The sequence below is a fragment of the Achromobacter sp. ACM04 genome, assembly GCF_014851465.1.
Taxonomy (GTDB): Bacteria; Pseudomonadota; Gammaproteobacteria; order Burkholderiales; family Burkholderiaceae_B; genus Achromobacter; species Achromobacter aegrifaciens.
On the sequence record NZ_JACUZS010000001.1, the window covers coordinates 1,355,595 to 1,381,175 of the forward strand.

Annotated in this window: 24 protein-coding genes; 8 read left to right on the forward strand and 16 right to left on the reverse strand. The window is 67.1% G+C overall.

Annotated features, from left to right (window positions below; all coding sequences use genetic code 11):
- Nucleotides 1–55: 55 nt before the first annotated feature.
- The 4 genes from IB259_RS06315 to IB259_RS06330 form a co-directional block, all read right to left on the reverse strand.
- Entirely contained in the window at nt 56–937 is an 882-nt protein-coding gene (locus IB259_RS06315; RefSeq protein WP_119449646.1) for a DMT family transporter, read from the reverse strand.
- 373 nt (nt 938–1,310) lie between these two features.
- Entirely contained in the window at nt 1,311–3,938 is a 2,628-nt protein-coding gene (locus IB259_RS06320; RefSeq protein ID WP_192328056.1) for an AAA family ATPase, read from the reverse strand.
- The gene (locus tag IB259_RS06325) at nt 3,935–5,062 is read right to left on the reverse strand and encodes a DNA repair exonuclease (RefSeq protein WP_119449677.1); all 1,128 of its coding nucleotides are present in this window, start codon (nt 5,060–5,062) and stop codon (nt 3,935–3,937) included. The genes IB259_RS06320 and IB259_RS06325 overlap by 4 nt, the downstream gene beginning before the upstream one ends.
- Before the next feature lie 79 nt (nt 5,063–5,141).
- Nucleotides 5,142–6,443, reverse strand: a complete 1,302-nt coding sequence (locus tag IB259_RS06330) for a D-amino acid dehydrogenase (RefSeq protein ID WP_054453905.1) — start codon at nt 6,441–6,443, stop codon at nt 5,142–5,144.
- Between the two features lie 135 nt (nt 6,444–6,578).
- Between IB259_RS06330 and IB259_RS06335 the strand changes: the two genes are divergently transcribed.
- From IB259_RS06335 to IB259_RS06355, 5 genes are all read left to right on the forward strand, one after another.
- Nucleotides 6,579–7,046, forward strand: a complete 468-nt coding sequence (locus IB259_RS06335) for a winged helix-turn-helix transcriptional regulator (RefSeq protein ID WP_013394098.1) — start codon at nt 6,579–6,581, stop codon at nt 7,044–7,046.
- A 127-nt stretch (nt 7,047–7,173) separates the two neighbouring features.
- Nucleotides 7,174–7,833 (forward strand): DUF502 domain-containing protein, encoded by a 660-nt coding sequence (locus IB259_RS06340; protein WP_119449644.1) that lies wholly within the window; start codon nt 7,174–7,176, stop codon nt 7,831–7,833.
- Nucleotides 7,834–7,866: 33 nt separating this feature from the next.
- Nucleotides 7,867–8,112, forward strand: coding sequence for an RNA-binding S4 domain-containing protein (locus IB259_RS06345; RefSeq protein ID WP_192328059.1), 246 nt, complete (start codon nt 7,867–7,869; stop codon nt 8,110–8,112).
- Nucleotides 8,113–8,145: 33 nt separating this feature from the next.
- Nucleotides 8,146–8,721: a restriction endonuclease gene (locus IB259_RS06350; protein ID WP_054453899.1), complete on the forward strand. Its 576-nt coding sequence runs from the start codon at nt 8,146–8,148 to the stop codon at nt 8,719–8,721.
- A gap of 13 nt (nt 8,722–8,734) precedes the next feature.
- A complete protein-coding gene (locus tag IB259_RS06355; protein WP_054453896.1) occupies nt 8,735–9,106 on the forward strand; it encodes a DUF2784 domain-containing protein in 372 nt (123 codons plus the stop codon).
- A gap of 8 nt (nt 9,107–9,114) precedes the next feature.
- Here IB259_RS06355 and IB259_RS06360 read toward each other — a convergent pair whose 3' ends face one another.
- From IB259_RS06360 to IB259_RS06370, 3 genes are all read right to left on the reverse strand, one after another.
- A complete protein-coding gene (locus IB259_RS06360) occupies nt 9,115–10,242 on the reverse strand; it encodes an acyl-CoA dehydrogenase family protein (RefSeq protein ID WP_175213466.1) in 1,128 nt (375 codons plus the stop codon).
- A 132-nt stretch (nt 10,243–10,374) separates the two neighbouring features.
- Nucleotides 10,375–12,192, reverse strand: coding sequence for a glycoside hydrolase family 15 protein (locus IB259_RS06365; RefSeq protein WP_192328061.1), 1,818 nt, complete (start codon nt 12,190–12,192; stop codon nt 10,375–10,377).
- A gap of 3 nt (nt 12,193–12,195) precedes the next feature.
- Nucleotides 12,196–13,017 carry a glucose 1-dehydrogenase gene (locus tag IB259_RS06370; RefSeq protein ID WP_125473590.1) on the reverse strand — a complete coding sequence of 274 codons (822 nt, stop codon included), beginning with the start codon at nt 13,015–13,017 and terminating at the stop codon, nt 12,196–12,198.
- Between the two features lie 161 nt (nt 13,018–13,178).
- On the opposite strand from IB259_RS06370, the gene IB259_RS06375 reads away from it, so the two are divergent.
- Entirely contained in the window at nt 13,179–14,273 is a 1,095-nt protein-coding gene (locus IB259_RS06375; RefSeq protein WP_192328063.1) for a sensor domain-containing diguanylate cyclase, read from the forward strand.
- A 60-nt stretch (nt 14,274–14,333) separates the two neighbouring features.
- Here the strand turns inward: IB259_RS06375 and IB259_RS06380 are convergent, their stop codons facing one another.
- The 6 genes from IB259_RS06380 to IB259_RS06405 form a co-directional block, all read right to left on the reverse strand.
- A complete protein-coding gene (locus tag IB259_RS06380) occupies nt 14,334–16,064 on the reverse strand; it encodes an ABC transporter substrate-binding protein (RefSeq protein ID WP_054453885.1) in 1,731 nt (576 codons plus the stop codon).
- Between the two features lie 116 nt (nt 16,065–16,180).
- Nucleotides 16,181–16,489, reverse strand: a complete 309-nt coding sequence (locus IB259_RS06385; RefSeq protein WP_054453883.1) for a DUF2160 domain-containing protein — start codon at nt 16,487–16,489, stop codon at nt 16,181–16,183.
- A gap of 19 nt (nt 16,490–16,508) precedes the next feature.
- On the reverse strand, nt 16,509–17,321 hold the full coding sequence (locus IB259_RS06390) for a carbohydrate ABC transporter permease (RefSeq protein WP_054453881.1): 813 nt from the start codon (nt 17,319–17,321) through the stop codon (nt 16,509–16,511).
- Nucleotides 17,314–18,204, reverse strand: coding sequence for a carbohydrate ABC transporter permease (locus tag IB259_RS06395; protein ID WP_054453879.1), 891 nt, complete (start codon nt 18,202–18,204; stop codon nt 17,314–17,316). The genes IB259_RS06390 and IB259_RS06395 overlap by 8 nt, the downstream gene beginning before the upstream one ends.
- Nucleotides 18,201–19,289, reverse strand: a complete 1,089-nt coding sequence (locus IB259_RS06400) for an ABC transporter ATP-binding protein (RefSeq protein ID WP_054453877.1) — start codon at nt 19,287–19,289, stop codon at nt 18,201–18,203. Before IB259_RS06400 ends, IB259_RS06395 begins: the two co-directional genes overlap by 4 nt.
- Nucleotides 19,289–20,374 (reverse strand): ABC transporter ATP-binding protein, encoded by a 1,086-nt coding sequence (locus IB259_RS06405; protein WP_175213469.1) that lies wholly within the window; start codon nt 20,372–20,374, stop codon nt 19,289–19,291. The genes IB259_RS06400 and IB259_RS06405 overlap by 1 nt, the downstream gene beginning before the upstream one ends.
- A 210-nt stretch (nt 20,375–20,584) precedes the next feature.
- Here IB259_RS06405 and IB259_RS06410 point away from each other — a divergent pair, with 210 nt between their 5' ends.
- A complete protein-coding gene (locus IB259_RS06410; protein WP_013394120.1) occupies nt 20,585–21,376 on the forward strand; it encodes a DeoR/GlpR family DNA-binding transcription regulator in 792 nt (263 codons plus the stop codon).
- A gap of 5 nt (nt 21,377–21,381) precedes the next feature.
- Complete coding sequence (locus IB259_RS06415) at nt 21,382–22,980, forward strand: glycerol-3-phosphate dehydrogenase/oxidase (RefSeq protein WP_054454808.1); 1,599 nt, start codon at nt 21,382–21,384, stop codon at nt 22,978–22,980.
- 49 nt (nt 22,981–23,029) lie between these two features.
- Here IB259_RS06415 and IB259_RS06420 read toward each other — a convergent pair whose 3' ends face one another.
- From IB259_RS06420 to IB259_RS06430, 3 genes are all read right to left on the reverse strand, one after another.
- Nucleotides 23,030–23,629, reverse strand: coding sequence for an HD-GYP domain-containing protein (locus IB259_RS06420; RefSeq protein ID WP_054453873.1), 600 nt, complete (start codon nt 23,627–23,629; stop codon nt 23,030–23,032).
- 165 nt (nt 23,630–23,794) lie between these two features.
- A complete protein-coding gene (locus tag IB259_RS06425) occupies nt 23,795–24,475 on the reverse strand; it encodes a type 1 glutamine amidotransferase domain-containing protein (RefSeq protein ID WP_192328065.1) in 681 nt (226 codons plus the stop codon).
- Nucleotides 24,472–25,521 carry an NADP-dependent oxidoreductase gene (locus IB259_RS06430; RefSeq protein ID WP_054453869.1) on the reverse strand — a complete coding sequence of 350 codons (1,050 nt, stop codon included), beginning with the start codon at nt 25,519–25,521 and terminating at the stop codon, nt 24,472–24,474. The genes IB259_RS06425 and IB259_RS06430 overlap by 4 nt, the downstream gene beginning before the upstream one ends.
- Between the last annotated feature and the right edge of the window lie 60 nt (nt 25,522–25,581).

Consider the following 25,581-nt stretch of genomic DNA (forward strand, 5'->3'; position numbering starts at 1 on the left):
TGCCCCGCGGGCGCACTCAAATCCGCTCGCGGGGTCATGCCTCAACTGGCAACGGTCAGGTCTGCACCGCTTTCGCCGCTGGCGCCGGACTGCGCAACACCAGCATCAGGCCCAGCAGGATCGCCGCCATCCCGCCCAGACTCAACGCCGACAACCGGTTGCCCAGGATGAGGTAATCCAGGGCTGCCGTGCCGGCCGGCACCAGATAGAACAGGCTGGTGACATTGACCAGGTTGCCAGCCTGGATCATGCGGTAGAACAGCAGGGTCGCGCCCACCGAGATCACCAGGCCCATCCAGATCAGCGGCAGGATGAAACCGATCACCCACTCCACGCGGATCGGTTGGAATGGCACGAACAGCAGGCACAACGCCAGACTGACGAAGTACTGCAACGGCATGACGTCCATGGGCGCCTGGCGCACGCGTTTCTGCAGCATCGCGCCGCTGGTCATGCAAAGCAGCGCGGCCAGCGCGTAGGCCATGCCGGCCGCGGAAAAGCGCGCCATGCCTATGCTCTGGTAGACCACCATCACCAGCCCGCACAAGGCAAGGCCGAGGCCCGCCACGCGCGGCAATGAGTAACGCCTTTCCATCACCGCCAACGTCAGAATGGGCTGCGCACCCAGCAGCGTGGCCAGCACGCCCGGCGTGATGCCGTGGTCCAGCGCCAGCAGATAGCAGATGGAGTAGCCGCCGATGAGCAGCAGGCCAGTGGCCGCGACAGTCAGACGCGTGCCAGGCTCTGGCAGCCAGCGCCGCCGCCACGCGCACAACAGCATCAGTGCGGCCAGCGCCAGGATGAAGCGCAACAGCAGGAAGCCGAAGGCGGAGGCGTGGGACAGCCCCCACTTGGCGAAAATCGCGCCGCCGCTCCACAGCAGCACGAACAAGGAAGTGGAGCCATAGGAGGTCCACGCAGATCTATCGAAAGACATGAGGTTTCTACCTGTCGGGGTATGAACAGGCTCCAGCCCCGCCCGCGCAAGCGGGCATAAGCATGCGCTAGACGGATGCAATATGCATCAGGACGTCTGACGAAGCTTCTTGAAAAAAGGCTGGAGTCGCGTTGCGGACGGCGTCAGCCGACGACGACCGCGCTAGGCGGGTAAGCACCCGAGACCACGCCGCAAGGCGGCGCGACCGGCGGCGATACCACCGTGGACACGACAGGAGAAAAACCGGGGGAAACTGCGGAGCGCCGGGACAGCACACGCGCACGCGTATCCGCTGCGCGGGCAGCGGATGCGGAATCGGCGAGGAGCGTGTGGTCAGGCATGGGGCGTAGCCTACCGGCTGCGCGCGGCGCGGTCAAGCGATGCGCCGCTGCTCCACGCCCATGTCGCGCCACGCTTCGCCATGGCAGGTGAACATGAGGATCTGATGCCGCGTGGCCGCGTCGAACAACGCGCGCTTCATGAAGTCGCGCCGCGCGTCGTCCGTGTGGACCAGCGCGTCATCGAGCAGCAGCAGCGTCGGCCGCCCTGCTTCGCGCAGCAGATCGGCGTAGGCGAAGCGGGCCAGGATGCCCAGTTGTTCGCGCGTGCCGAAGCTGAGCGCGGACAGCTGGTCCTCGCCGCCCGCGCGGCGCAGCGCGGCGGGCAGCAAGGCATCGTCCAGTCGCAGGTCGGCTTCCGGAAACAGCAGCGCCAGGTAGTGGTTCAGCCGGCGCGCCAGCGGCGCTTGCAGGCGTTGCGTCGCCGCCGCGCGCTTGTCTGCCAGCAGCTTTTGCAGGAGTTCCAGCGCAGCGGCGCGGCGGGCGAAGTCGTCGCGCCGCCGCTCCAGGCGTTCGCAGGCGGCCTCTGCTTCAGACAGGCGTTCGCCCAGCCCTTGGGCGCCCGCCTGGTCCAGCTTGCCTTGCAACTGCAGGATTTCGCCGTGGCGCTTGTGCTGCGCCTCGCGCTCGATCGCGGCGGACTTCTCGTAGCGCTGCACATCCTGTTCGACCAGCTCGGGACGGTGGCCAGCCAATGCCGCCTGCGCCTCGCGCACGCGGCGTTCCAGTTCGTCGTGGCTGCTGCGGACCTCGGCGAGCCTGCCTGCGCGGGCCTGCCGCTGCGTCGCGCGCTCGGGCGATTGGAGCTCGGCGCTGCGCGCCGCCGTCTGGTTTTCCAGCAATTGGGCGCGCGCGCCGTCGGTGTCCATGGTGCGCTGTGCGGCGGCCAGCGCGGTCTCGGCCTGCGCCGAAACCGCCTCGGCCTCGCGCAGGGCCTGGAGCGCCCCGGGCAGATCGCCGCCGTCGTCCGCCTGCGGCGCAGCTGGCAGCTTGTCCAAACGTTCCTGCAACTGCACGCGACGCGCCAACGCGTCGTCGCGCTGGCCACGCAGAACGTCCACGCCCTTGGGCGCATGGATGCCCAGCGTCTTGCGCATGCCGTCCAGCTCGCGCAGCAAGGCGCCATGGCGGGCGTAGCGTTGCTCGGCCTGCGCCAGGCTCTCGACGTCCAGGCGCTGCAGCAAGGCCGCGCTGGCCGCCCGAGCCGCGTCGATTTCGCGCTTGAGCGCGGGCAAGTCCTTGCCGCCCGGCTCGATGCGCAAGCGCCCCACGCCCGGCAGCTCCAGTTCGGCGGCCGCCGTCAGCAGGACCTCGTCCGCGCCGCTCAGCATCCGGCCGTCCAGCAGCGCCCGGCCGCCCGCTTCCAGCTGATAGGACAGGCGCGTGGCGCTGGCCTGCTGCTGCAATTGCAGGTTGGCCAGTTCGCGTTCGCTCTTGCGCAGGGCTTCGATGTCGGCGTCGGCGATTTCGATCCGCATGGTCTCGGCCTTGAGCGCGGAGCCCTGCTCGATCAATGCGGTGACTTCCTTCAATGCGCCGTCCAGGCGTTCGATCTCCACGCCCAGCTGGAGCAGTTGATGCTCCAGGTCGCGCCGGTCGGCCACGGCCTGCACCGAAGTAACGCGCTGGCGCGCCGCGTCCACCGCGGCCGCATGCGCCTGGCGCTGCTGTTGGGCGCGCGCCAGCGGTTCGCGCGCGGCCTCGACCCGGGCGCGCGCGCCGCGGGCCTCGCTGGCCAGCGACTGGAGTTCGGCCTCGTCCTGCTGGTCGCGCCGGACCTGGTCCTGCAACAGCGCCAGCGTTTGCGCGGCTTGCGCCTGTTCGCGGCGCAGCCCTTCGAAGGCTTCGCGCTCCTTGGCCAGGGCCGCCAGGCGCGCACGCGCCTCGGCCGCCTTGGCTTCGAAGTCCTTCCAGGGCTCGCCGGCCTGGGCGCGCTCGTGGTCGCGGCGCAATTCGGCCAGGCGGTCCACGTCGGCGTTCAGCTGCGCCATGGCCTGCGCGCACTCGTCGCGTTCGGCCGCGGCGCGCGTCAGCGCATCTTCGGCTTCCTTGTAGACGCCCTTGGGGCGGCCATTGCGTGCGTCCAGCAGCGCGCCGCGTTCGGCGGCCACGCGCTCGTACAGGCGGTCGCCATCGCCCGAAGCCAGCTCGCCGGACAGCTGCGTCAAGGCCTCACGCAGATGCGCGCCCGCATGGCCGGCCGCTTCCTGCAGATTCTGGCCGTCGCCCTGCTGAATCCACAACAGGCCCGGTATGCCCGCCAGGTCCGGCTTGCTCTGGCCGCGTCCCGGCAGTTCAAAGCCCAGCAATGCGGCCAGCGCGTTCTCGGCCTCTTCGCCGTCCAGCCGTTGCGCGCCGCCATCGATCAACAGTTCGCAGCGGGCGCGCGACAGGAATTGCTTCTTCAGCACATAGCTGTGTCCGGCATGCGTGAATTCCAGTTCCACGCTGGGTCGCGCGCCGGACTCGCCGTGCGGCGCCAGGTCAGCGACCTTGCTGGTGCTGTAGCGTTCAAGAAAGGCGGAACGGATGGCCGCGGCCACGGTGCTCTTGCCGGCTTCGTTCGGGCCCACGAACAGGTTCAGGCCGTCCTGCAGCCCTTCCAGCGCCATGGGCTGGCGGAACTTGCGGAATTCTTCCAGGGCGATGCGCGAGAGCTTCATTTGGCGGCTCCCGGCGCGGCGCTTTCGCGCTGGAACCGCAGCAGCAGCCGCAATGCCTCGCCCGCAACCGCAGATTGTTCCGGGTCGGCTTGCAATGCCTGCAATTGCGCCGCAACTTCGCCCACGTAGCCGCTGGCGCGCAGTTCGGCCAGGTCGGCTTCGTCCGGTTCCAGCATGAGGCCGGACAGGTCCGGCAGCAGCGCACGCACCTGCGCCGCGGCCTGGTCCACGGCGCGTTGCAGCGCTTCCCAGGTTTCCATGTTGACGTGCCCTTGCAGGTCCAGCCGCAGCACATCCTCGGCGCGCAGCTCGGCCATGCGCGCGGCCAGCGCCTGCGCGTCCGAGGGCAGGCTCAGCGTTTCCGACCAGGCCGACCAGCGGTACTTGCCCGTAGCCAGCCGCTCGACGGCGGGCGTGGCGCCCGGCGCCTCGATGCGCACATGCAGCGCGTACCCCGGTTCGTTGCCGCGGAAGCGGTCCTGCTCCGGCGTGCCGGCGTACCAGGTGCGCTCGTCGATGGACAGACAGCCGTGCCAGTCGCCCAGCGCCAGATAGTCCAGCCGCGCGCGAACCGCGCGGTCCGGGGCGATGGGATTGGTGGCATCGATGGTGTCCGGCAGGCGGCCCGCCACGCTGCCGTGCGCCAGGCCCACGCGGATGCGGCCGGCTTCGGTTTCCAGCGCGTCGAAGGCCTGGGTCACGTCGTCGTAGGTATGGCGTTGCGTCAGGGGCGCGGCCAGCACGGCGAGATTGATCGCCGCCAGATCGACCACGCCGGTGCGCAGCGGAACATGCACGTTGGAAGGGATGCAGCCCAACTGCATCGCCCGGCTCCAGACGCTGTCGGCCAGCGCGGCGTCGTGGTTGCCGGCGATCATGACCCAGGGGCCGGTGTAAGCGGCCATGGCCGCGAACAGGCGGCGTATCGTGCGGTCCGACACGCCCTGCGTGTCGAACACATCGCCCGCCACCAGCACGGCGTCCACGCCGCGCTCTGCGGCCAGCGCAGCGATGCGGGCGACGACGTCGAAGCGGGCCTCGGCCAGCATGGCGGCATCGTCGGTTTCAAACTGGCCGTATTGTCGGCCGATCTGCCAGTCGGCGGTGTGCAGGAAATGGATCATGCGGGCGATTGTAGATGGCCCATGCGCTGTCCCGGCGGCGATATCCGGAAGAATCGCCGCCGGCTTGCCGCAAGCGGAATCAGGCGCTCTTGCCGTCCAGCACCAGCGACTGGCTGGACGCCGCCTTGCGGTCATAGCGCGACAGGCCCAGGCCGTCGGTGCGGATGGCGGGACGCTGGCCCATGACCAGATCGGCCACCAGCTTGCCCGAGCCGCAGGCCATGGTCCAGCCCAGCGTGCCGTGGCCGGTGTTCAGGTACAGGTTGCCGTAGCGGGTCGCACCGACCACCGGCGTGCCGTCCGGCGTCATGGGACGCAGGCCGGTCCAGAACTCGGCCTGGGCCACGTGGCCGCTGCCCGGGAACAGGTCGTTGACGACCAGTTCCAGCGTCTTGCGGCGGGCCTCCTTCAGGCGCAGGTCGAAGCCCGCGATCTCGGCCATGCCGCCCACGCGGATGCGCTGGTCGAAACGCGTGACGGCGATCTTGTAGGTTTCGTCCAGGATGGTAGAAACCGGCGCGGCCGATTCGTCCGCCATGGGGATGGTCAGCGAGTAGCCCTTGAGCGGATACACCGGCAGGTCCAGATCCAGCGGCTTGAGGAAGTCGCGCGTGTAGCTGCCGAAGGCGGCGACATAGCGATCGGCGGTCAGGACTTCATTGCCCACGCGCACGCCGGTGATCTGGCCGCCGGCCGTGTTCAGGCCCGACACCGTCTGGCCGTAACGGAACTCCACGCCCAGGCCCTTGGCCATTTCGGCCAGGCGCGTCGTGAACAGTTGGCAGTCGCCGGTTTCGTCGTTGGGCAGGCGCAGGCCGCCGCTCAGCTTGTGCAGCGAGCGCGCCAGGGCGGGCTCGGCCGTCACCAGGCGGTTGCGGTCCAGCAGTTCGTAGGGCACGCCCACCTCTTCCAGCACCGCGATGTCGCGGCGTGCGGCTTCCAGCTGGGCCTCGGTGCGGAACAGCTGCAAGGTGCCGCGGGTGCGTTCTTCGTAGTGGATGCCGGTGGACTGGCGCAGTTCGCGCAGGCAATCGCGGCTGTACTCGGACAGGCGCAGCATGCGCTCCTTGTTCACCGAGTATCGTTCGGCAGAACAGTTGGCCAGCATGGACGCCATCCATTTCAGCTGGAACAGGCTGCCGTCCAGGCGGATGGCCAGCGGAGCGTGTTTCTGGAACAGCCACTTGATGGCCTTCAGCGGAATGCCGGGCGCCGCCCAGGGGGTGGAATAGCCCGGCGAAACCTGTCCGGCGTTGGCGTAGCTGGTCTCTTGCGCCGCCGAAGGCTGGCGGTCCAGCACCGTGACTTTGGCGCCCTGGCGGGCCAGATAGTAAGCGGTGGTGGTGCCGATGACGCCGCTGCCGAGGACGATGACGTGCATGATTCTTTCCGATGATTGGTTTTGTTCAGGAATTTCGGTAGTCTATGGGCCTCTCAGCAGTGAAAAGCACTGAAGATTTTGCTTTGCCAGTGCTTTTTCCCGGCCGCCTCCTGTTTTTCGATCGCCAAAAGTGAAATGCGCGAGCTAGACCGTATCGACCTGAAAATCCTGGATATCCTGCAGCGGGAAGGCCGCATTTCCGTGACCGAACTGGCCGACCGGATCAGCCTGTCCGCCACCCCCTGCTCCGACCGCGTCAAGCGCATGGAGCGCGAAGGCGTCATCACGGGTTACCATGCGCGCGTCAATCCGGCGGCGCTGGGCAAGAACCTGCTCGTCTTCCTGGAGATCAAGCTGTCGGCCAAATCCGGCGACGTGTTCGACAAGGTCAAGAAAGAGCTGCTGTACGTGCCCGAAGTCATGGAATGCCATCTGGTGTCCGGCGACTTCGACTACCTGGTCAAGGCCCGCCTGACCGAAATGAACGAATACCGCCGTCTCCTCGGCGAAATCCTCAAGCGCCTGCCCGCGTCCGCTGAATCGCGCAGCTACGTGGTCATGGAGGAGATCAAGGAGACCCTGTACCTGCCCGTGGACCGCTAGGCGCGCGCCGCTGCCGCTGATCGCACGCCGATTGTTACCTGTCGGGCCCGCGCCGGCTGCTATGCTGGCGGCCCTTCGGCGCGTGCCTTTGCCGCGTAATCCGACCCTGATTTATTTGCCTATGTCTATGACTCGCCTCTATAAATACTTCTTCCGCGGCCTGATCACCGTCCTGCCGCTGGCCCTGACGATCTACCTGCTCTATATCTTCCTGGCGTGGACCGAAGCCGTGGCGCTGACCTTCCTGCGCCCCTTCATCGGCGGGTTCTATGTGCCGGGCATGGGCCTGGCGCTGGGCATCCTCGGCATCCTGGCCATCGGCTACCTGGTGTCCAAGGAACGCGTGCAGCGCGTGCTGGTGCTGCTGGAAATGCCGTTCACCAACCTGCCGGTGGTCAAGAGCATCTACTCGTCCCTGAAGAGCTTCGCGGACTATTTTTCGCCCAGTTCCAAGAACACCGCCCAGCAGGTAGTGATCCTGCGAGTGCCGGGCCAGCAGCTGGAACTGGTCGGCCTGGTCACACGCCGCAACATGGAAGGCTTGCCCGAAGGCTTCACCCAGGGCGAGCGCGTGGCCGTATACCTGCCGATGGGCTACATGATCGGCGGCTATACCGTGTTCGTGCCGCAGGAATGGGTCCAGCCCATCCAGATGTCGGTCGAGGAAGCCATGCGTTCGTCCCTGATCGCCTGGATGGCTCGCGCCGAAACCAGCAACAACCGTCCCGCCGCGCAGGAGCCCCCCGCCCCTGCCCAGGACGGCGCCAACGGCGGCGGCCAAGCCTGAGCGCCCCGCCCCCACCTCTACCAGACTCTCGCTATGCCCATCATCGAATTCACGCTGGCCGAAGGCAGCCCCTATATTGAAGTGAACCAGCTGCTCAAGGCCACCGGCGTGTGCGACAGCGGCGGCGCGGGCAAGATGCTGGTGGCCGAAGGCCACGTCAGCGTGGGCGGCGTGGTCGAAAGCCGCAAGACGGCCAAGATCCGCGCCGGCCAGATCGTGACCTGCGGCGACGTGCGCATCGTCGTGCGCGGCCCCGACTCCGGCGACGCAGACGCCTGAAGCCCTCCACACCACGCATCACCGCGAGCCGCCATGAAACTCAAGATGTCCCAGAACTCCATTTTTGCGGTGCTGCTGCGCTCGCCCTGGTGGATGAGCGCCGGCGTGGCCGTGCTGCTGTCGGCCGCCGGCTTTGCCGCGCTGCCGCTGGAGTACGCCGCGATGGGCGTGTTCGCCGCGGTGCCGTTCGCGGTCATCGCCATCATGGCGGCCTACAAGCAATTGCGCGCGCCCTCGGGCGCGCGGGTGCAGGCCGTGGCCGAAGCCGCCGCCGGCATGTCCTGGGCGGAATTTTCCAAAACCGTCGAAGCGGGCTTTCGCCGCGACGGCTGTGAAGTGCAGCGCCTGCAATTGCCCGGCGCCGATTTCGCGCTGAGCAAGGACGGCCATGTCGCCATGGTCAGCGCCAAGCGCTGGAAGGCCGCCCGCGTCGGCGTCGAACCCTTGCGCGAACTGCAGGCAGCGCGCGAGAAGCGCGGCGCGCGCGAAGCCATCTACATTGCGCTGGGCGAGGTCTCGGACAACGCCCTGCAATACGCCAAGTCGCAAGGCGTGTCGCTGATGACCGCGCCTGAACTGGCCAAGCTGCTGCGGGACCTCAAGCCCTGAGGCGGACACGGCCATGAGCTATCGACTGCTCGCCGACCTGGTGCTCATCGTGCACGGCCTCTTCGTTGCCTTCGTCGTATTCGGCGGCCTGCTGGCGTTGTGGAAGCGCTGGATCGCCTACCTGCACCTGCCCGCGCTGGCCTGGGGCGCGCTGGTGATAGGCATGGGCTGGATCTGCCCGCTGACGCCGCTGGAGATTTCGCTGCGCCAGCAGGCCGGCCAGCAAGGCTATGGCGGCGGCTTCATCGAACACTACATACTGGCGCTTATCTACCCCGAAGGCATCACCCGCGGCACGCAGATCGTACTGGCGGCCTTGCTGATCGTGGGCAACATCGTCGTCTACACGCTGTGGGCGCGGCGCGGCCGGCGCCTGCCGGCCTAGCCTTTCGTTCACAGGGCCCGGGCGATCACCAGGCGCTGGATGTCGCTGGTGCCTTCATAGATCTGGCAGACGCGCACGTCGCGATAGATGCGTTCCACCGGAAAGTCCTTCAGATAGCCGTAGCCGCCCAGGGTCTGGATGGCGGCGGAGCAGACCTTCTCGGCCATCTCGGAGGCGAACAGCTTGGCCATGGACGCTTCCGTCAGCGCCGGCCTGCCGGCCTCGCGCAAGGCTGCCGCATGCAGCACCATCTGGCGCGCCGCATGGATCTGCGTGGCCATGTCGGCCAGCCGGAACGCGACCGCCTGATGCTCCATGATGGGTTTGCCGAAGGCCTGCCGGTCGCGCGCATAGTCGCGCGCGCACTCGTAGGCCGCGCGCGCCATGCCCACCGACTGGGACGCGATGCCGATGCGCCCGCCCTCCAGGTTGGACAGGGCGATCTTGTAGCCTTCGCCCTCCGCGCCCAGCCGGTAAGCCGCCGGAATGCGCATGTCCTCGAACGCGATCTGGCAGGTGTCGGACGCATGCTGGCCGAGCTTTTCTTCCACCCGCAACACCTTGTAGCCCGGGGTGTCGGTAGGCACGATGAAGGCCGAGATGCCGCGCTTGCCGGCATCCGGGTCGGTCACGGCGAATACGATCACCACCTGGCCGCTGCGCCCCGACGTGATGAACTGCTTGGCGCCATTCAGGATGTAGTCGTCGCCATCGCGGCGCGCCCGGGTGTGCAGGCTGCTGGCGTCCGACCCCGCCTGCGGCTCGGTCAGCGCGAAGGCGCCGATATGCTCGCCCGTTGCCAGCGGACGCAGGAACTGTTCTTTCTGCGCGTCGGTACCGAACTTCAGGATGGGCATGCAGGCCACCGAATTGTGCACGCTCATGATGGTGGAGCAGGCGCCATTGCCGGCCGCGATTTCCTCCAGCGCGACCGCATACGAGATATAGCCGCTGTCATTGCCGTCCCAGGCTTCGGGCACCAGCATGCCGAAAAAGCCCAGTTGCGCCATTTCGGCGATGGCGTCGGCGGGATAGTGATGGTCGCGGTCCCAGCGTTCCGAGTTGGGCGCCAGGCGCTCCTGCGCGAAGCGGCGCGCCATTTCCTGGACGCTGAGCTGTTCGTCGGTCAAAAGCATGCTTGTCTCTCCTGGATGCGGTGGCGGCCGATGCGCGGCCTGCTCTGTTCTGCGGTTCGGCGCCCGACTTGGGGCGTCCGTCAGATCGCCAGAATACACCGCGCCGGCAGGCGCTGGACGCCGCCGCGCGGCCTATTCCCGCGGCGCGTCCTGCTCGCTGCGCTGACGCGCCGGGCCGCTCGCCCGGCTCAGGTTGTAGGCAGTATTGACCAGCCCGATGTGCGAGAACCCCTGCGGGAAATTGCCCACCAGGCGGCGCCGGCCTACGTCGTATTCCTCGGCCAGCAGGCCCAGGTCGTTGCGCAGCGCCAGCAGCCGCTCGAACAGGCGTTCGGCGTCATCGATGCGCCCCTGCATGACGTAGGCGTCGGCCAGCCAGAAGCTGCAGGCCAGGAACACGCCTTCGTCGCCCGGCAGGCCGTCGCTGGCATGCTGATTGGAGTAGCGCAGCAGCAAGCCATCGCGCAGCAGTTCGCGCTCGATGGCGCGCACCGTCCCCGCCACCCGCGAATCGTCCGCGGGCAGGAAACCCACCTGGGGGATGAGCAGCAGGCTGGCATCCAGCTCATCAGATCCATAGCTCTGCACGAAGCTGCCGCGCGCCTGGTTGTAGCCGTGCTTGCAGATGTCCGCCCGGATGCGGTCGGCAAGCCGCTGCCATTCATCGCGCGGCCCGCGCAGGCCGAAGCGATCACAGGATTGCACCGCGCGGTCGAAGGCCACCCAGCACATCAGGCGCGAATGGGTGAAGGCGCGGCGCTCGCCGCGAACTTCCCAGATGCCGTGGTCCAGGTCCTGCCAACGGCGCTTCAATGGCTCCAGCAGCACGTTCTGCAGGCGCCAGGCCTCGGCCAGCGGCGCCAGGTCCGCGGCGCGCGCCGCATACAGGGTTTCGATGAGTTCGCCATAGACGTCCAGCTGGCTCTGGCCGGCGGCGCCGTTGCCCCGGCGCACCGGCAGGCTGCCCTCATAGCCCGGCAGCCAGGGGATTTCCAGTTCGGGCAGCCAGCGTTCGCCCGCGATGCCGTACATGATCTGCAACTGGTCGGGATGCCCGGCCACCGCGCGCAACAGCCATTGGCGCCAGGCCTCGGCCTCCTCGCGGTAGCCGGCATTGAGCAAGGCGTAGAGGGTCAGCGCCGAATCGCGCAGCCAGCAATGCCGGTAGTCCCAGTTGCGGCTGCCGCCCAGGGCCTCCGGCAGCGAGGTGGTAGGCGCGGCAATGATGCCGCCGGTGGGCTGGAAGGTCAGCAGCTTCAAGGTAATCAGCGAGCGCACCACGGCCTCGCGCCCTTCTTCGCTGCCCTCCCAGCGGCAGCGCTTGGCCCATTCCTGCCACCAGGAAATGGTGCGGTCCATGCTTTCCACCCGATCCGGCACGAAGTGCGGCGTGCGGTGCGAACGGTGGTAGGACAGCGTAAACGGCACCACCCGGCCCGGATGCACGGTGAAGCGCGCCGTGGTGGTGAGTTCGTGCCCCGCCAGGTCCACCGGCGTGTGCAGTTCGACCGCGTCGGGGCCCGCGATGGCGCTCAGGCCATAGTCGCGCCGGCGCACCCAGGGAACGGCCTGCCCATAGTTGAAGCGCAGCGCCATCTCCATGTCCATCTGCACGTGTCCGGATTCGCCGCGCACGATGCGCACCACGTCGGCGCGCTCGTCGTCGTCGCTCAAGGGCATGAAGTCGTACAGCAGCGCCGTCCCCGAGCTGGTTTCGTAGCGCGTTTCCAGCACCGCGGTATCCGGCACATAACGGCGCGACACCGTGCAGCGCTGCGCATGCGGCGCAATGCGCCAGCGCCCGTGCCGTTCATCGCCCAGCAACGCCGCGAAGCAGGCGGGGGAATCGAAGTGCGGCAGGCACAGCCAGTCGATGGAGCCGTCGCGCGCCACCAGCGCAGCCGACAGCATGTTGCCGATCAAGCCATAGTCTTCCAGGGGCTTGGACATGGCCTAGCCCGCGCCCCGGAATTCGGGATACAGCGTCATGCCGCCGTCGACGAACAAGGTCGTGCCGGTGACGTAATCCGAGGCGTCGCTGGCGAGCCAGACGGCGGCTCGCGCCACGTCTTCGGGTTCGCCGATGCGGCCGTAGGGAATCAGCTGCAACAGCCTGGCCAGGCTTTCCGGCGTATCCCAGGCCGGCTGGTTGATAGCCGTGCGTATGGCGCCCGGCGCAATCGAATTGACGCGTATCCGGGCCGGCGCCAGCTCCTGCGCCAGGGATTTCATCAGCATCGATACGCCGCCCTTGGACGCCGCGTAATTCACCTGGAAGGCCCAGGGTATGACCTCGTGCACGGAACTGATGAAGAGGATGTTGCCCGCCGCCAATCCCTGCCGCGCCGGGTCGACCGGCTGTGACTGGAACTGCTGCGCAGCGGCGCGCGCGCACAGGAACTGCCCCGTCAGGTTCACGTCGATGACGCGCTGCCAGTCGGCCAGCGTCATGTCCGCAATCGGCGCGGGATGCTCTATGCCCGCGTTGTTGACCAGGATGTCCAGGCGCCCGTAATGCTGCAGCGCCTGCGCAAACAGGTGCTCCACCTCGGGCTCCTTGCTGATGTCGGCGGCCGCAGTGACGGCCGAACCGCCCTGCCGCTGGATCGCTTCGGCGACGGCGGCGGCCCGCCCCTGAGAATCGCCGCCCGCGCGATGATTCACCACCACCTGCGCGCCAGCGGCCGCCAGCCCGATCGCGATGGCCCGGCCTATGCCGGAAGATGCGCCTGTCACCACGGCCACCCGGCCGCGCAGTTCGCTCGCGTGATGCATGCCTGCCTCCCTGGCGGCCGCTACGCATCGAGCCCGGCCGCCGCGTGTAGAACGTCCAGCGTAGTCCCGCGAGCGGGTTACATGCAACCCGCGGCACAGCGTGCATAATGGCGGACATGCGCGGCCCGCGCTCCTCACGGAGCGTCGGGCCGCAGGTTCATATGCCCACCCGTATGCCCATGCTTCCTGGAGACGCCGTGCTGGATCCAATACTTGCAGAACTGTCGACCACCCTGCCCGAGGCCAAGTCGGTCGAACAGCTGACGCGACCGCTGCTGGACATGCTGGGCGCGGTGACCGGGCTGGAATCCACCTATCTCACGTCCATCGACCTGAAGGCGGATCTCCAGAGCATCCGCTACGCGCGCAACGCCGGCACACTGCAAATCCCCGAAGGCCTGTCCGTGCCCTGGGACGACACCCTGTGCAAACGCGCGCTGGACGAAGGCCGCATGTGCACCAGCGATGTCTCCACCTGCTGGCCGGATTCCGACGCGGCCCGGCAACTGGGCATACAAACCTATCTGAGCGCCCCGGTGCGCACCGATGACGGCGTGCTGTTCGGCACCCTGTGCGCCGCGAGCGCCACGCGACACCAGATCGAACCGCAGGCCGAATCGGTGCTGAAACTGTTCTCCAGCGTGATCGCCCGCTTCCTGGAACGCGAAATGCTGATGGAGCAGCTGCACGCGGCCAACGTCCAGCTCATGTCATATGCGCTGACCGACACCCTGACCGGCCTGCCCAACCGCCGCGCGCTTTACGAGGCGCTGGACCGCTTGCAGGCGCGCGCCATCCGCGAAGGCGGCAGCGTGCTGGTCGGCGTGATCGACCTGGACGGTTTCAAGGGCATCAACGACGTCTACGGCCACCAGCAAGGCGACGTGTTCCTGCAGGAGGTATCGCGCCGGATCTCCGCGGCCCTGCGCGGCTCTGACATGCTGGGCCGCATAGGCGGCGACGAATTCGTGCTGATCGGCCCCGGCCCTGCCTTGGTAGCGGGGGACGGCCCCCATGGCGTGCACGCGCCGCGCGGCGATGCCGAAGAAGCCGCCCGCTCCCTGGAAGAGCGCGCCACCGCCGCCACCGTGGGCCGCTACCAGCTCGGCGAGGCGACCGTCCCGTATGAAGGCGCCAGCGTCGGCGTGGTGGCGCTGGATCCGCGCGGCCTGGACGCTGAAGCGGCGGTACGCCTGGCCGATGCCCGCATGTATGAAGTCAAGCGCGCGCGCAAGGCGGCGCGCGTCATACACTGACGGGCAAAAAAAGGACCCGGCGCGATGCCGGGTCCAGGCCGTGCGCAGCGTTCGGCCGGCTTACCTCACCTTGCCCTGCTTCCACGCATCCAGCAGCTTCTCATAGGCGATCGTCTCGCCCTTGGGCTTTTCGTTGGCCAGCTTCTTCCACGGCGCATGCTGGTCCGACAGCCACTTGCTGGGGTCGCTCTTGGGGTTGAGCTTGGGCGCGCACTGCGCCATGCCGGCGCGCTCCAGACGCGCCATGACCTGATCCATTTCATTGGCCAGGTTGTCCATGGCGGCCTGCGGAGTCTTTTCGCCCGTGACCGCGGTGGCGACGTTCTTCCACCACAGCTGCGCCAGCTTGGGATAGTCAGGCACGTTGTTGCCGGTGGGCGTCCACGCCACGCGCGCCGGGCTGCGGTAGAACTCGATCAGGCCGCCGTAGTTCGCCGCGTTCTTGGTGAAGAACTCGCTGTTGATGTCGCTGTCGCGGATGAAGGTCAGGCCGGTGATGGACTTCTTCAGCGACACCGACTTGGACGTGACGAACTGCGCATACAGCCAGGCCGCGGCCATCTTGTCGGGGTTGGTGGACTTGAAGAAGGTCCACGAGCCCACGTCCTGGTAGCCGTTCTGCATGCCGTCCTTCCAGTACGGGCCGTAGGGCGACGGGGCCATGCGCCACTTCGGCGTGCCGTCGTCGTTGACCACCGGCAGGCCCTTCTTGGTCATGTCGGCGGTGAACGCCGTGTACCAGAAGATCTGCTGGGCGATCTGGCCCTGGGCCGGCACCGGGCCGGATTCCGAGAAGGTCATGCCCATGGCCTGCTGGGGCGCGTACTTCTTCATCCAGTCCACGTACTTGGTCAGGGCATAGACCGCAGCCGGACTGTTGGTGGCGCCGCCGCGCGCGACCGACGCGCCGACCGGGGTGCACTTGTCGTCCGCCACGCGGATGCCCCACTCGTCCACCGGCATGCCGTTGGGCAGGCCCTTGTCCGCGGCGCCGGCCATGGAGAGCCAAGCGTCGGTGAAGCGCCAGCCCAGAGACGGGTCCTTCTTGCCGTAGTCCATGTGGCCATAGACCTTCTTGCCGTCCAGTTCCTTGACGTCGTTGGAGAAGAAGTCGGCGATGTCCTCATAGGCGGACCAGTTGGTGGGCACCCCCAGCTCGTAGCCATACTTGGCCTTGAACTTGTCCTTCAGGTCCTGGCGCGCGAACCAGTCGGCCCGGAACCAGTAGACGTTGGCGAACTGCTGGTCGGGCAGCTGATAGAGCTTGCCGTCCGGAGCGGTGGTGAACTTGGTGCCGATGAAGTCCTTCAGGTCCAGGTTGGGGTTGGTCCATTCCTTGCCCGCGCCCGCCATGTAGTCGGACAGCGGCAGGATGGCGCCGTAGCGGTAGTGCGTGCCGATCAGGTCGGAATCGGAGATCCAGCCGTCGTAGATGGACTTGCCCGACTGCATCGAGGTCTGCAGCTTCTCGACCACGTCGCCTTCCTGGATCAGGTCGTGGTTGACCTTGATGCCGGTGATCTCGGAAAAAGCCTTGGCCAGCGTCTTGGACTCGTATTCGTGCGTGGTGATGGTTTCGGACACCACGCTGATTTCATTCACTCCCTTAGCCTTGAGCTTGGCGGCGGCCTCGATGAACCACTTCATCTCGGCCATTTGCTGGTCCTTGGACAGCGATGAAGGCTGGAACTCCGAATCGACCCACTTCTTCGCTTCCGGTTCGCCAGCCCAGGCCGCCGACGTCCCGATCAGGGCGATGGCGGCTGCCATGGCGTGCATGCGCAATTTCATGACCTGTCTCCTCGATAAGTCTTCCCCATCGTTTGCTGCGGACCGCTGGCCGGGGAAGACGCTGGCCGATAGTCCTTACCAACCGCTTGAATACGCGAGGGGTCTGGCGCCCCTCTTCAACCTTTCCTCATGACGAAAGCCAGCAGCAGCATGGACGCGATGAAGCTGATCCACACCGATGGCGGCTCGTCCAGCGAAAACCATTCCGCTGCCTTCTGGCCGAACCCCAGGAACGCCAGGTTGAGCCAGGCCGCAGCCATCAGGCCGATGAAGAGGCGGTCGCCGCGGGTGGTGCGCAGGGGCAGGAAACCCTTGCGCTCGGCCGTGGGCGATTTCAGTTCCCATACCGTCATGCCTACCAGCATCAGCACGATGCAGGAAAAGAACACGGCGACGGGAGTGGTCCATACCATCCAGCTGAACATGAGCGCGCCCTCCTTGCCTCTACACCCGGCCCATCGCGAAGCCCTTCGCGATGTAATGCCGCACGAACCAGATGACGATGCCGCCCGGCACGATGGTCAGCACCCCCGCCGCAGCAAGCACGCCCCAGTCCATGCCGGAGGCCGACACGGTGCGGGTCATGGTGGCGACGATGGGCTTGGCGTTGACCGAGGTCAGCGTGCGCGCCAGCAGCAGCTCCACCCAGCTGAACATGAAGCAGAAGAACGCCGCCACGCCCACGCCCGATTTGATCAGCGGCAGGAAGATCGTCAGGAAAAAGCGCGGGAAGGAATAACCGTCGACATAGGCGGTCTCGTCGATCTCGCGCGGCACGCCGGACATGAACCCCTCCAGGATCCAGACCGCCAGCGGCACGTTGAACACCAGGTGCGCAAGCGCCACGGCCAGGTGCGTGTCCATCAGGCCGAAGGAGCTATAGAGCTGGAAGAACGGCAGCAGGAACACCGCGGGCGGCGTCATGCGATTGGTCAGCAGCCAGAAGAACACATGCTTGTCGCCAATGAAGCGGTAGCGCGAAAAGGCGTAGGCGGCCGGCAGCGCCACGGCCAGCGAGATCACCGTGTTGATGACCACGTAGATCAGCGAGTTGATGTAGCCCGAGTACCAGGCCGGGTCGGTGAAGATGGTGCGGTAGTGCTCGAAGGTGAAGTCGCGCGGCCACAGCGTCAGGGTGCTGACGATTTCGGTATTGGTCTTGAACGACATGTTCAGCATCCAATACAGCGGCAGGATGGCGAAGACCAGGTACAGGGTCAGGAAGACGCCGCGCCAGCGGGAATTTTTCTCACGCATTTGAGCGCTCCTCGTCAAAGCCGCCGGTGGTGCCGGCGCGTTGCATCCAGTTGTAGAGGATGAAGCACAAGAGCAGGATGATGAGGAAATAGATGATGGAGAACGCGGCCGCCGGCCCCAGGTCGAACTGGCCCACCGCCTTCTGCGTCAGGTACTGCGACAGGAAGGTCGTGGCGTTGCCCGGCCCGCCGCCCGTCAGCACGAACGGCTCGGTGTAGATCATGAAGCTGTCCATGAAGCGCAGCAGCACTGCGATCATGAGCACGCCCCGCATCTTGGGCAGCTGGATGTAGCGGAACACCGCCAGGCGCGACGCGCCGTCGATGCGGGCGGCCTGGTAGTAGGCGTCGGGTATCGCGCGCAAGCCCGCGTAGCACAGCAGCGCCACCAGCGGCGTCCAGTGCCACACGTCCATGACCAGCACCGTGACCCAGGCGTCGACGTCGTTGCCGGTGTAGTTGTAGTCCACGCCCAGCCAGGACAGCGTGGCACCCAGCAGGCCGATGTCGGTGCGCCCGAACACCTGCCAGATGGTGCCCACCACGTTCCAGGGAATCAGCAGCGACAGCGCGATGATGACCAGCACCGCGGAAGCGCGCCAGCCGCTGGCCGGCATGGACAGTGCCAGCAGGATGCCCAGCGGGATCTCGATGGCCAGCACGGCCAGCGAAAAGCCGATCTGGCGGAACAGCGCGCCATGCAGTTCTTCATCCTGCAGCACGGCGGCGTACCACTCGGTGCCGACGAAGACGCGGCGCTCGGGCGAGATGATGTCCTGCACCGAATAGTTGACGATGGTCATCAGCGGCAGGATGGCCGAGAACGCCACGCACAGCACCACGGGCAGGACCAGGAACCAGGCCCTGTGATCTATGGGTTTCATCGGATCAGCTCCTCGTCGCGGTAAAAGCAGGTGTGCGGATTCAGCGCCGACAACCAGACCGTGCCGCCAGCCGCGGCCGGGACGATGTTGCTGGCCAGCCGGGCGCGCACCGGCGTGCCTTCGAAGTCCGCCACCAGCAGCGTGTAGGTGCCCACGTCCTGCACCCGCTCCACGCGCATGGCCAGGGCGCCGGGCGCGCCCGGCTCGGTAATGCGCAAGTACTCCGGACGCACGCCCAGCTTCACGGGGCCCGCGCCGTCCAGCTTTGCCGCCATCTCCGCCGGCACCCCGGCGACGCGGCTCTTGCCCACCTCCAGGCCGCCGTCGCGCCATTGCGCCGGCAGGAAGTTCATGCCCGGCGAGCCGATGAAATGGCCCACGAAGGTATGTGCCGGCCGCTGGAACAGGTCATCCGCGGTCCCGACCTGCACCGCCCTGCCGCGCGCCATCACCATGACCTCGTCGGCAAAGGTCAGCGCCTCGGTCTGGTCGTGCGTCACGTAGATCAGCGTCAGCTTGAACTCGTGGTGGATTTCCTTGAGCTTGCGGCGCAGCTCCCATTTGAGCTGCGGATCAATCACGGTCAGCGGCTCGTCGAACAGGATGGCCGACACGTCGCTGCGCACCAGTCCGCGCCCCAGCGAGATCTTCTGCTTGGCGTCGGCGGTCAGGCCGCTGGCGCGCCGGTCCAGCACATGCGACATCTCCAGCATCTCGGCGATGCGCCCGACCCGCTCGCCGATGAGCTTGGGCGCCATGCCGCGGTTGCGCAGCGGAAACGCCAGGTTCTCGGCCACGGTCATGGTGTCGTACACCACCGGGAACTGGAACACCTGGGCGATGTTGCGCGCCTGCGGCGTCTTGTCCGTGACGTCCTGGCCATCGAACAGGATGCGCCCGTGCGACGGCCGCAGCAGGCCCGACACGCAATTGAGCAGCGTGGTCTTGCCGCAGCCGGACGGACCCAGCAAGGCGTAGGCCCCGCCGTCCTTGAAGGTGAACGAAAGCGGCAGCAGTGCGTAGTCCTCGTCGGTCTTGGGGTCCGCCACGTAGGAATGGGACAGGTCCAGCTCGATCTGCGCCATCAGGCCGTCTCCCCAGCGCCCGCCGGCTGCCGCGGCGCCGCCAGCAGCGCGCCGCCCGCGCCGAAGGCGTAGGTCTGCGCCGGGTCGAAATAGAACTGTACGCGGTGGTCCAGCGTGTAGCGGTGGACCCCGGGCAGTTGCGCCACCACGTCGCCCGCCGCCGTCTGCGCATGCACGAAGGTGTCGGATCCGGAGATCTCGGCCAGCTTCACCACCCCGGGCAGCGCGATGTGGCCGGGTCGCGGCTCGACATCGAGAGCGCCGGCGCGCAGGCCGGCGGTGATCTCCGCATCGGCGCCTTGCGGCAGCGCCCGCTCCACCGCCAGGTCTCCCTGCAGCACGAAGCCCGACCCCGTACGGCGCGCGGAGAACAGATTCATGGGCGGGTCGCTGAAGGCGCGGGCCACGCGGATGGAATTGGGGCGATGGAAGACCTCGGCCGTGGGGCCGTATTGCAGCAATTCGCCCGCATCCAGCACCGCGGTGTGGCCACCCAGCAACAGGGCCTCGCCCGGCTCGGTCGTGGCATAGACCACCGTGGAGCGCCCTTCGGCGAACAATTCGGAAAGTTCGTCGCGCAGTTCCTCGCGCAGCTTGTAGTCCAGGTTGACCAGGGGCTCGTCCAGCAGGATCAGCGGCGCGTCCTTGGCCAGCGCCCGGGCCAGCGCCACTCGCTGCTGCTGCCCGCCGGACAGCTCCGAGGGGTAGCGCTCCAGCAGGTGGTCGATGTGCAGCCGCGCCGCCATGGCGCGGACTTTTTCGCTGATGTCCGCCGCCCCGCGCAGCTTGAGCGGCGAAGCGATGTTGTCGTAGACCGACATGGACGGGTAATTGATGAACTGCTGGTAGACCATGGCGACGTTGCGCTGGCGCACCGGCACGCCGGTCACGTCGGCGCCGTCGACCAGTACGCGGCCCTCGGTGGGCCGGTCCAGCCCGGCCATGATGCGCATCAGCGAGGTCTTGCCCGCCAGGGTGGCCCCCAGCAATACCGTCATGGCGCCCTCGACGGGGGCCAGGCTCATGGGATACAGGTGCGTCTGCGAGCCGGCCCGCAAACCTACCCTGTCCAAGTTCAGCTGCATCTGGTCTCCTCTACCTACTTATACGTCCCTGTTTTTACGGCGGACTTCGGTATTCGGTACAGCGGTCTCGGCCTGCATTCAAGCGAACAACAGGATGAGCATACTCTTTCAGATAGCTTTCGTTTATTGTGCGTTTTACTCAAGAAGCGAACAAAAAACAATCTTGCGGCACGTCATTATTTTTCGCTTTTGTTGTTTTACTATACGAACATGACACTGAATCCCAGACAGAGCGCCCTGATCGAAATGGTGCGGGCCCAAGGCTCGGCCTCGATCGAGGAACTCGCCAAACGCTTTGACGTCACGCTGCAGACCGTGCGGCGCGACGTCAATATTCTTTCCGAAGCGGGCCTGCTGTCGCGCTTCCATGGCGGCGTGCGCATCGAAGCGTCCACCATCGAGAACATCGCCTACCGCAAGCGCCAGGGCCTGCACGCCGCCGGCAAGCAGCGCATCGCCGAGGCCGTGGCCCGCGCCGTGCCCGACGGCTGTTCGCTGATCCTGAACATCGGCACCACCACCGAAGCCATTGCGCGCGCCCTGCTGCGCCATCGCGGCCTGCGCGTCATCACCAACAACCTGCACGTGGCCGACATTCTCTCGGACAACCCGGACTGCGAAGTCATCGTGGCCGGCGGCGTGGTGCGTTCGCGCGACCGCGGCATCGTCGGCGAAGCCACCATGGACTTCATCCGCCAGTTCAAGGTCGACATCGGCCTGATCGGCATCTCCGGCATCGAGGCCGACGGCACGCTGCGCGATTACGACTTCCGCGAAGTGCGCGTGGCGCGGACCATCATCGAACAGTCGCGCGAAGTCTGGCTCGCCGCCGACAGCAGCAAATTCAAGCGCCAGGCCATGGTGGAACTGGCGCACATCTCGCAAATCGACCGCTTCTTCACCGACGCGCATCCGCAAGAGCCGCTGGCGCAAGTCCTGCTGGACGCCGGCGTGCGCTGCGACGTGGCGGCCGCCCCGAATACCTTGAAGCAAACACCTTGAATCCCATGAACCAACCCCTAGCCCCCGTCGCCCCGCCCGACCGCAACCGCCTCCTGAACACGCTGGACAACACGCACTCCTGGGACGTGATCGTCATCGGCGGCGGCGCCACCGGCCTGGGCACGGCGGTCGATGCCGCTTCGCGCGGCTATCGCACCCTGCTGATCGAAGGCGCGGACTTCGCCAAGGGCACGTCCAGCAAGGCCACCAAGCTGGTGCACGGCGGCGTGCGCTATCTGGCGCAGGGCAACGTCAGCCTGGTGCGCGAAGCGCTGCATGAACGCGGCCTGCTCAACCGCAACGCGCCGCACCTGGTGTGGCCGCTGGGCTTCGTGGTGCCAGCCTACAACCTGTTCGACCAGCCCTTCTACGGCATCGGCCTGAAGATGTACGACATGCTGGCCGGCAAGCTGAACCTGTCGCCCAGCCGCTGGCTGTCGCGCCGCGACACGCTGGCCAATGCGCCGACGCTGGCCGAGAACGTGCAGGGCAAGAATCTCAAGGGCGGCGTGCTGTACTACGACGGCCAGTTCGACGACGCCCGCCTGGCCGTAAGCCTGATGCGCACGCTGTTCGACCTGGGCGGCACCGCGGTGAACTACATGCGCGCCACCGGCCTGACCATGACGGGCGGCAAGGTCGACGGCGTAACGGTGCAGGACGCGATCGGCGGCGCCAGCTTCACGTTGCGCGCGCGCTGCGTGGTCAATGCCACCGGCGTGTGGGTGGACGCGGTACGGCGCATGGAAGACAAGAACGCGCAGACCATGGTGGCGCCCAGCCAGGGTGTGCACCTGACCTTGCCGCAGGATTTCCTGCCGGGCAAGCGCGCCATCCTGATCCCCAAGACCGACGACGGCCGCGTGCTGTTCGTGGTGCCATGGAACGGCCACACCATCGTCGGCACCACCGATACGCCGCGCGACGATCTGCCGCTGGATCCGCAGGCGGGCGCGCAGGATGTGGATTTCATCCTCAGCACCGCGGCGCGCTATCTCAGCCGCAAGCCCACGCGCGACGACGTCACCAGCGTCTGGGCCGGGCTGCGTCCGCTGGTCAAGGCCACGGGCGAAGCCTCCACCAAGTCCTTGTCGCGCGAGCACACCATCCTGGTGTCCAAGGCCGGGCTGGTGACCGTCACCGGCGGCAAGTGGACCACCTACCGCCGCATGGCGCAGGACGTGGTCGACACGGCCATCCAGCACCAGCTGCTGACGCAGGCCACCTGCCGCACGGAATCGCTGCCGCTGCATGGCGCGGCGGGCCTGGCGCCGTCGCAGGAGCATGCCGGCACGCCGGACAGCTACTACGGCAGCGACCTGCCGGCCCTGAAGGCGCTGCCCGGCGCGGACCGCATGCTGGTCAGGAGCAGCGGCTTGTCGGAGGCGCACGTGCGTTTCGCCGCACGGTACGAACTCGCGCGCAGCGCCGAGGACGTGCTGGCGCGGCGCAACCGCGCCTTGTTCCTGGACAGCGAGGCCGCGATGCTGGCGGCGCCCGAAGTGGCTCGCATCCTGGCCGAAGAGCTGGGGCATGATGCCGCGTGGCAGCAGCGCACGCTGCAGGAATTGGCGGTGGTGGCAGCGAATTACCGCTTGAAGTGACCGCCCATCCGGAGTGCCCGACCCGTCGGCGATGCTGACGGGATCTGCGCTACGGAACCCTTAGGGGGCTCTTCGCGATCATCGCTTCGAACGTGCGCAACAGGGCCGGGTCGCATTTGGCGCCGGCTTCCTGGTTCAGGATGCGCATGATCTCCGCATGCGTGCGCGCAGGATGGTAGGGACGCGCATCGCCCAGGGCGTCGTAGGAATCTGCCAGCGAAATGATGCGCGAATGCAGCGGAATGTCCTCGCCCGCCAGTCCTGCGGGATAGCCCGAACCGTCGAAGTGTTCGTGATGATGGCGCACCGCCCGCGCGATCAGCTCGCGTTGCGGAATGTCGCTGTGCATGATGATGTCGGCGCCCACTGCGGCGTGCGCCTTCATGATTTCCCAATCGTCCTTGTCCAGCCGCTTCGGCGAATACAGCACACGATCCGGCGTGCCGATCTTGCCGATGTCATGCAGGCGGGCAGCGACCGCGACCGCCTCCTGTTCGGATTCCGGCAGGCCGCAGGCCCGGGCCAGCGCCACGCTCAGCGCAACAACTCTTTCGGAATGGCGGCCGGTGGCCGGGTCGCGCGCCCGCATGGCGGCAAACAAGGCCGCCACGCAGGAGCCAGCGGGATATTCGGGTACGTCTGGAGGCATCGGTCATCGCGCGCAATGGGCTCTTGCCGCTTTGCGCTGTAGCAAAAGGTCGCGATTCTGACACATTGCGCAGCAATCCTTGCCGATCAGATGCCGCGCACCAGGGCAAAGCAGAGCCGGACCCGCCCCCGCATCCCGCGGAAACCGGGTCCGGCCCGCCAGCGCTCAATCCATCAACCTGTCCAGCAGCGCCTGCGCCACGCCGACGGAAGATGCAGGATTCTGGCCCGTGACCAGCAAGCCATCGCCGACCACGTGCGGCTGCCAGTCCGGGCCGCTGCTGTACTGCCCGCCCAACTGCTTCAGCTCGTCCTCGACCAGGAAAGGCACCACGTCGCTCAACTGCACGGCCGCCTCTTCGGCATTGGAAAAGCCGGTGACCTGCCTGCCCTGCACCAGCGGCTTGCCGTCGGCCGTCTTGGCGTGGCGCAGCACGCCGGGCGCATGGCATACGGCCGCAACGGGCTTGCCTGCCGCCAGCATGGTCTCGATCAGCGAGACCGAATTGGGATCTTCCGCCAGATCCCACAAGGGGCCGTGGCCGCCCGGGTAGAACACGGCGTCGTAGTCGGCCGCCTGCACCTGAGCCAGCCGCAAGGTGGCGGCCAGTTGCCGCTGCGCGTCCTTGTCCTGGCGAAAGCGCCGCGTGTCGTCGGTCTGGGCGTCGGGGTCGTCGCTTTTGGGGTCCAGCGGCGGCTGGCCGCCTGCGGGCGAAGCCAGCGTAACCTTGGCGCCCGCGTCGACGAAGGCGTAGTACGGCGCAGCGAATTCTTCCAGCCAGAATCCGGTCTTGCGGCCGGTGTTGCCCAGCGTGTCGTGGGAAGTCAGCACGATCAGGATGTTCATGTGGCGCTCCTTTCGTCCGGGCCGACGCGCACAATGCGCTTGCCGGCGTTTTCACCCCTGAGCAGCCCGATCAGGCCGCGCGGCGCGTTCTCCAGTCCATCGACCACGTCCTCGCGATACTTGATGCGGCCTTGCTTGATCAAGCCTTCCATCGCCTCGCGGAATTCGCCGTAGCGGTGCGCGTATTCGTTGAAGATGATGAAGCCCTGCATCTTGAGGCGCTTGGTGAGGATGGTGCGCATCAGCAGGCCCAGGCGGTCCGGCCCTTGCGGCTGGCTGGTGGCGTTGTAGGCCGAAATCAGGCCGCAGACCGGTATCCGCGCGCGCGGGTTCAAGAGCGGCAGCACCGCGTCGAAGACCGCGCCGCCGACGTTCTCGAAATACACGTCGATGCCCTGCGGCACGGCGCGCGCCAGGCGGCCCGGCAGGTCGGGCGCCTTGTGGTCCAGGCAGTCGTCAAAGCCCAGCTCCTGGACTGCGTAGCGGCACTTGTCCGCGCCGCCCGCGATGCCAACCACCTTGCAGCCATGGATCTTGGCGATCTGGCCGACCACCGCCCCCACCGCGCCGCTGGCCGCGGCCACCACCACGGTCTCGCCCGCCTTGGGCTGGCCGATGTCCAGCAAGCCCATGTAGCCGGTGAAGCCGGGCATGCCCAGCACGCCCAGCGAATAGGACGGGTGTTCGGGATTGGGACCCAGCCGCAGCAGGCCGGCGCCATCGGACAGGGCGTAATCTTGCCAGCCGGATTGCGCCAGCACCCACTCACCTGGGCGGTAGTCGGGATGGTTGGAGGCTTCGACCCGCGTCACCGTGCCGCCTACCATGACGCCGCCGACCTGCACCGGTTCGGCATAGGACGGCGCGTCGCTCATGCGGCCGCGCATATAGGGATCGAGCGACAGGTACACGGTGCGCAACAGCACCTGGCCGGGGCCGGGCTGCGGCACCTCGCCGGTTTCCAGGCGGAAATCGCGGTCCGCCGGCTCGCCTTGCGGGCGCGCGGCAAGCACGATGCGGCGGTTGATGGAAGACGATTGGGGCATGACGGTCCAGCCTCCTGCAAGAAAGCCGCCCGGGCCTGGCGCACACAACCCGGATGGCGG

Bases quoted from the DNA above. Each gene is read 5' to 3' on its own strand.
- IB259_RS06380 (WP_054453885.1), bottom strand. From the start codon at position 16,064: ATGAAATTGCGCATGCACGCCATGGCAGCCGCCATCGCCCTGATCGGG.
- IB259_RS06340 (WP_119449644.1), top strand. From the start codon at position 7,174: ATGACTCGCCTCTATAAATACTTCTTCCGCGGCCTGATCACCGTCCTG.
- IB259_RS06345 (WP_192328059.1), top strand. From the start codon at position 7,867: ATGCCCATCATCGAATTCACGCTGGCCGAAGGCAGCCCCTATATTGAA.
- IB259_RS06325 (WP_119449677.1), bottom strand. From the start codon at position 5,062: ATGATCCATTTCCTGCACACCGCCGACTGGCAGATCGGCCGACAATAC.
- IB259_RS06350 (WP_054453899.1), top strand. From the start codon at position 8,146: ATGAAACTCAAGATGTCCCAGAACTCCATTTTTGCGGTGCTGCTGCGC.
- IB259_RS06415 (WP_054454808.1), top strand. From the start codon at position 21,382: ATGAACCAACCCCTAGCCCCCGTCGCCCCGCCCGACCGCAACCGCCTC.
- IB259_RS06360 (WP_175213466.1), bottom strand. From the start codon at position 10,242: ATGCTTTTGACCGACGAACAGCTCAGCGTCCAGGAAATGGCGCGCCGC.
- IB259_RS06370 (WP_125473590.1), bottom strand. From the start codon at position 13,017: ATGCATCACGCGAGCGAACTGCGCGGCCGGGTGGCCGTGGTGACAGGC.
- IB259_RS06330 (WP_054453905.1), bottom strand. From the start codon at position 6,443: ATGCACGTCATCGTCCTCGGCAGCGGCGTCATCGGCACCACCACCGCT.
- IB259_RS06430 (WP_054453869.1), bottom strand. From the start codon at position 25,521: ATGCCCCAATCGTCTTCCATCAACCGCCGCATCGTGCTTGCCGCGCGC.
- IB259_RS06375 (WP_192328063.1), top strand. From the start codon at position 13,179: ATGCCCACCCGTATGCCCATGCTTCCTGGAGACGCCGTGCTGGATCCA.
- IB259_RS06425 (WP_192328065.1), bottom strand. From the start codon at position 24,475: ATGAACATCCTGATCGTGCTGACTTCCCACGACACGCTGGGCAACACC.
- IB259_RS06355 (WP_054453896.1), top strand. From the start codon at position 8,735: ATGAGCTATCGACTGCTCGCCGACCTGGTGCTCATCGTGCACGGCCTC.
- IB259_RS06410 (WP_013394120.1), top strand. From the start codon at position 20,585: ATGACACTGAATCCCAGACAGAGCGCCCTGATCGAAATGGTGCGGGCC.
- IB259_RS06385 (WP_054453883.1), bottom strand. From the start codon at position 16,489: ATGTTCAGCTGGATGGTATGGACCACTCCCGTCGCCGTGTTCTTTTCC.
- IB259_RS06395 (WP_054453879.1), bottom strand. From the start codon at position 18,204: ATGAAACCCATAGATCACAGGGCCTGGTTCCTGGTCCTGCCCGTGGTG.
- IB259_RS06315 (WP_119449646.1), bottom strand. From the start codon at position 937: ATGTCTTTCGATAGATCTGCGTGGACCTCCTATGGCTCCACTTCCTTG.
- IB259_RS06365 (WP_192328061.1), bottom strand. From the start codon at position 12,192: ATGTCCAAGCCCCTGGAAGACTATGGCTTGATCGGCAACATGCTGTCG.
- IB259_RS06420 (WP_054453873.1), bottom strand. From the start codon at position 23,629: ATGCCTCCAGACGTACCCGAATATCCCGCTGGCTCCTGCGTGGCGGCC.
- IB259_RS06405 (WP_175213469.1), bottom strand. From the start codon at position 20,374: ATGCAGCTGAACTTGGACAGGGTAGGTTTGCGGGCCGGCTCGCAGACG.
- IB259_RS06400 (WP_054453877.1), bottom strand. From the start codon at position 19,289: ATGGCGCAGATCGAGCTGGACCTGTCCCATTCCTACGTGGCGGACCCC.
- IB259_RS06320 (WP_192328056.1), bottom strand. From the start codon at position 3,938: ATGAAGCTCTCGCGCATCGCCCTGGAAGAATTCCGCAAGTTCCGCCAG.
- IB259_RS06335 (WP_013394098.1), top strand. From the start codon at position 6,579: ATGCGCGAGCTAGACCGTATCGACCTGAAAATCCTGGATATCCTGCAG.
- IB259_RS06390 (WP_054453881.1), bottom strand. From the start codon at position 17,321: ATGCGTGAGAAAAATTCCCGCTGGCGCGGCGTCTTCCTGACCCTGTAC.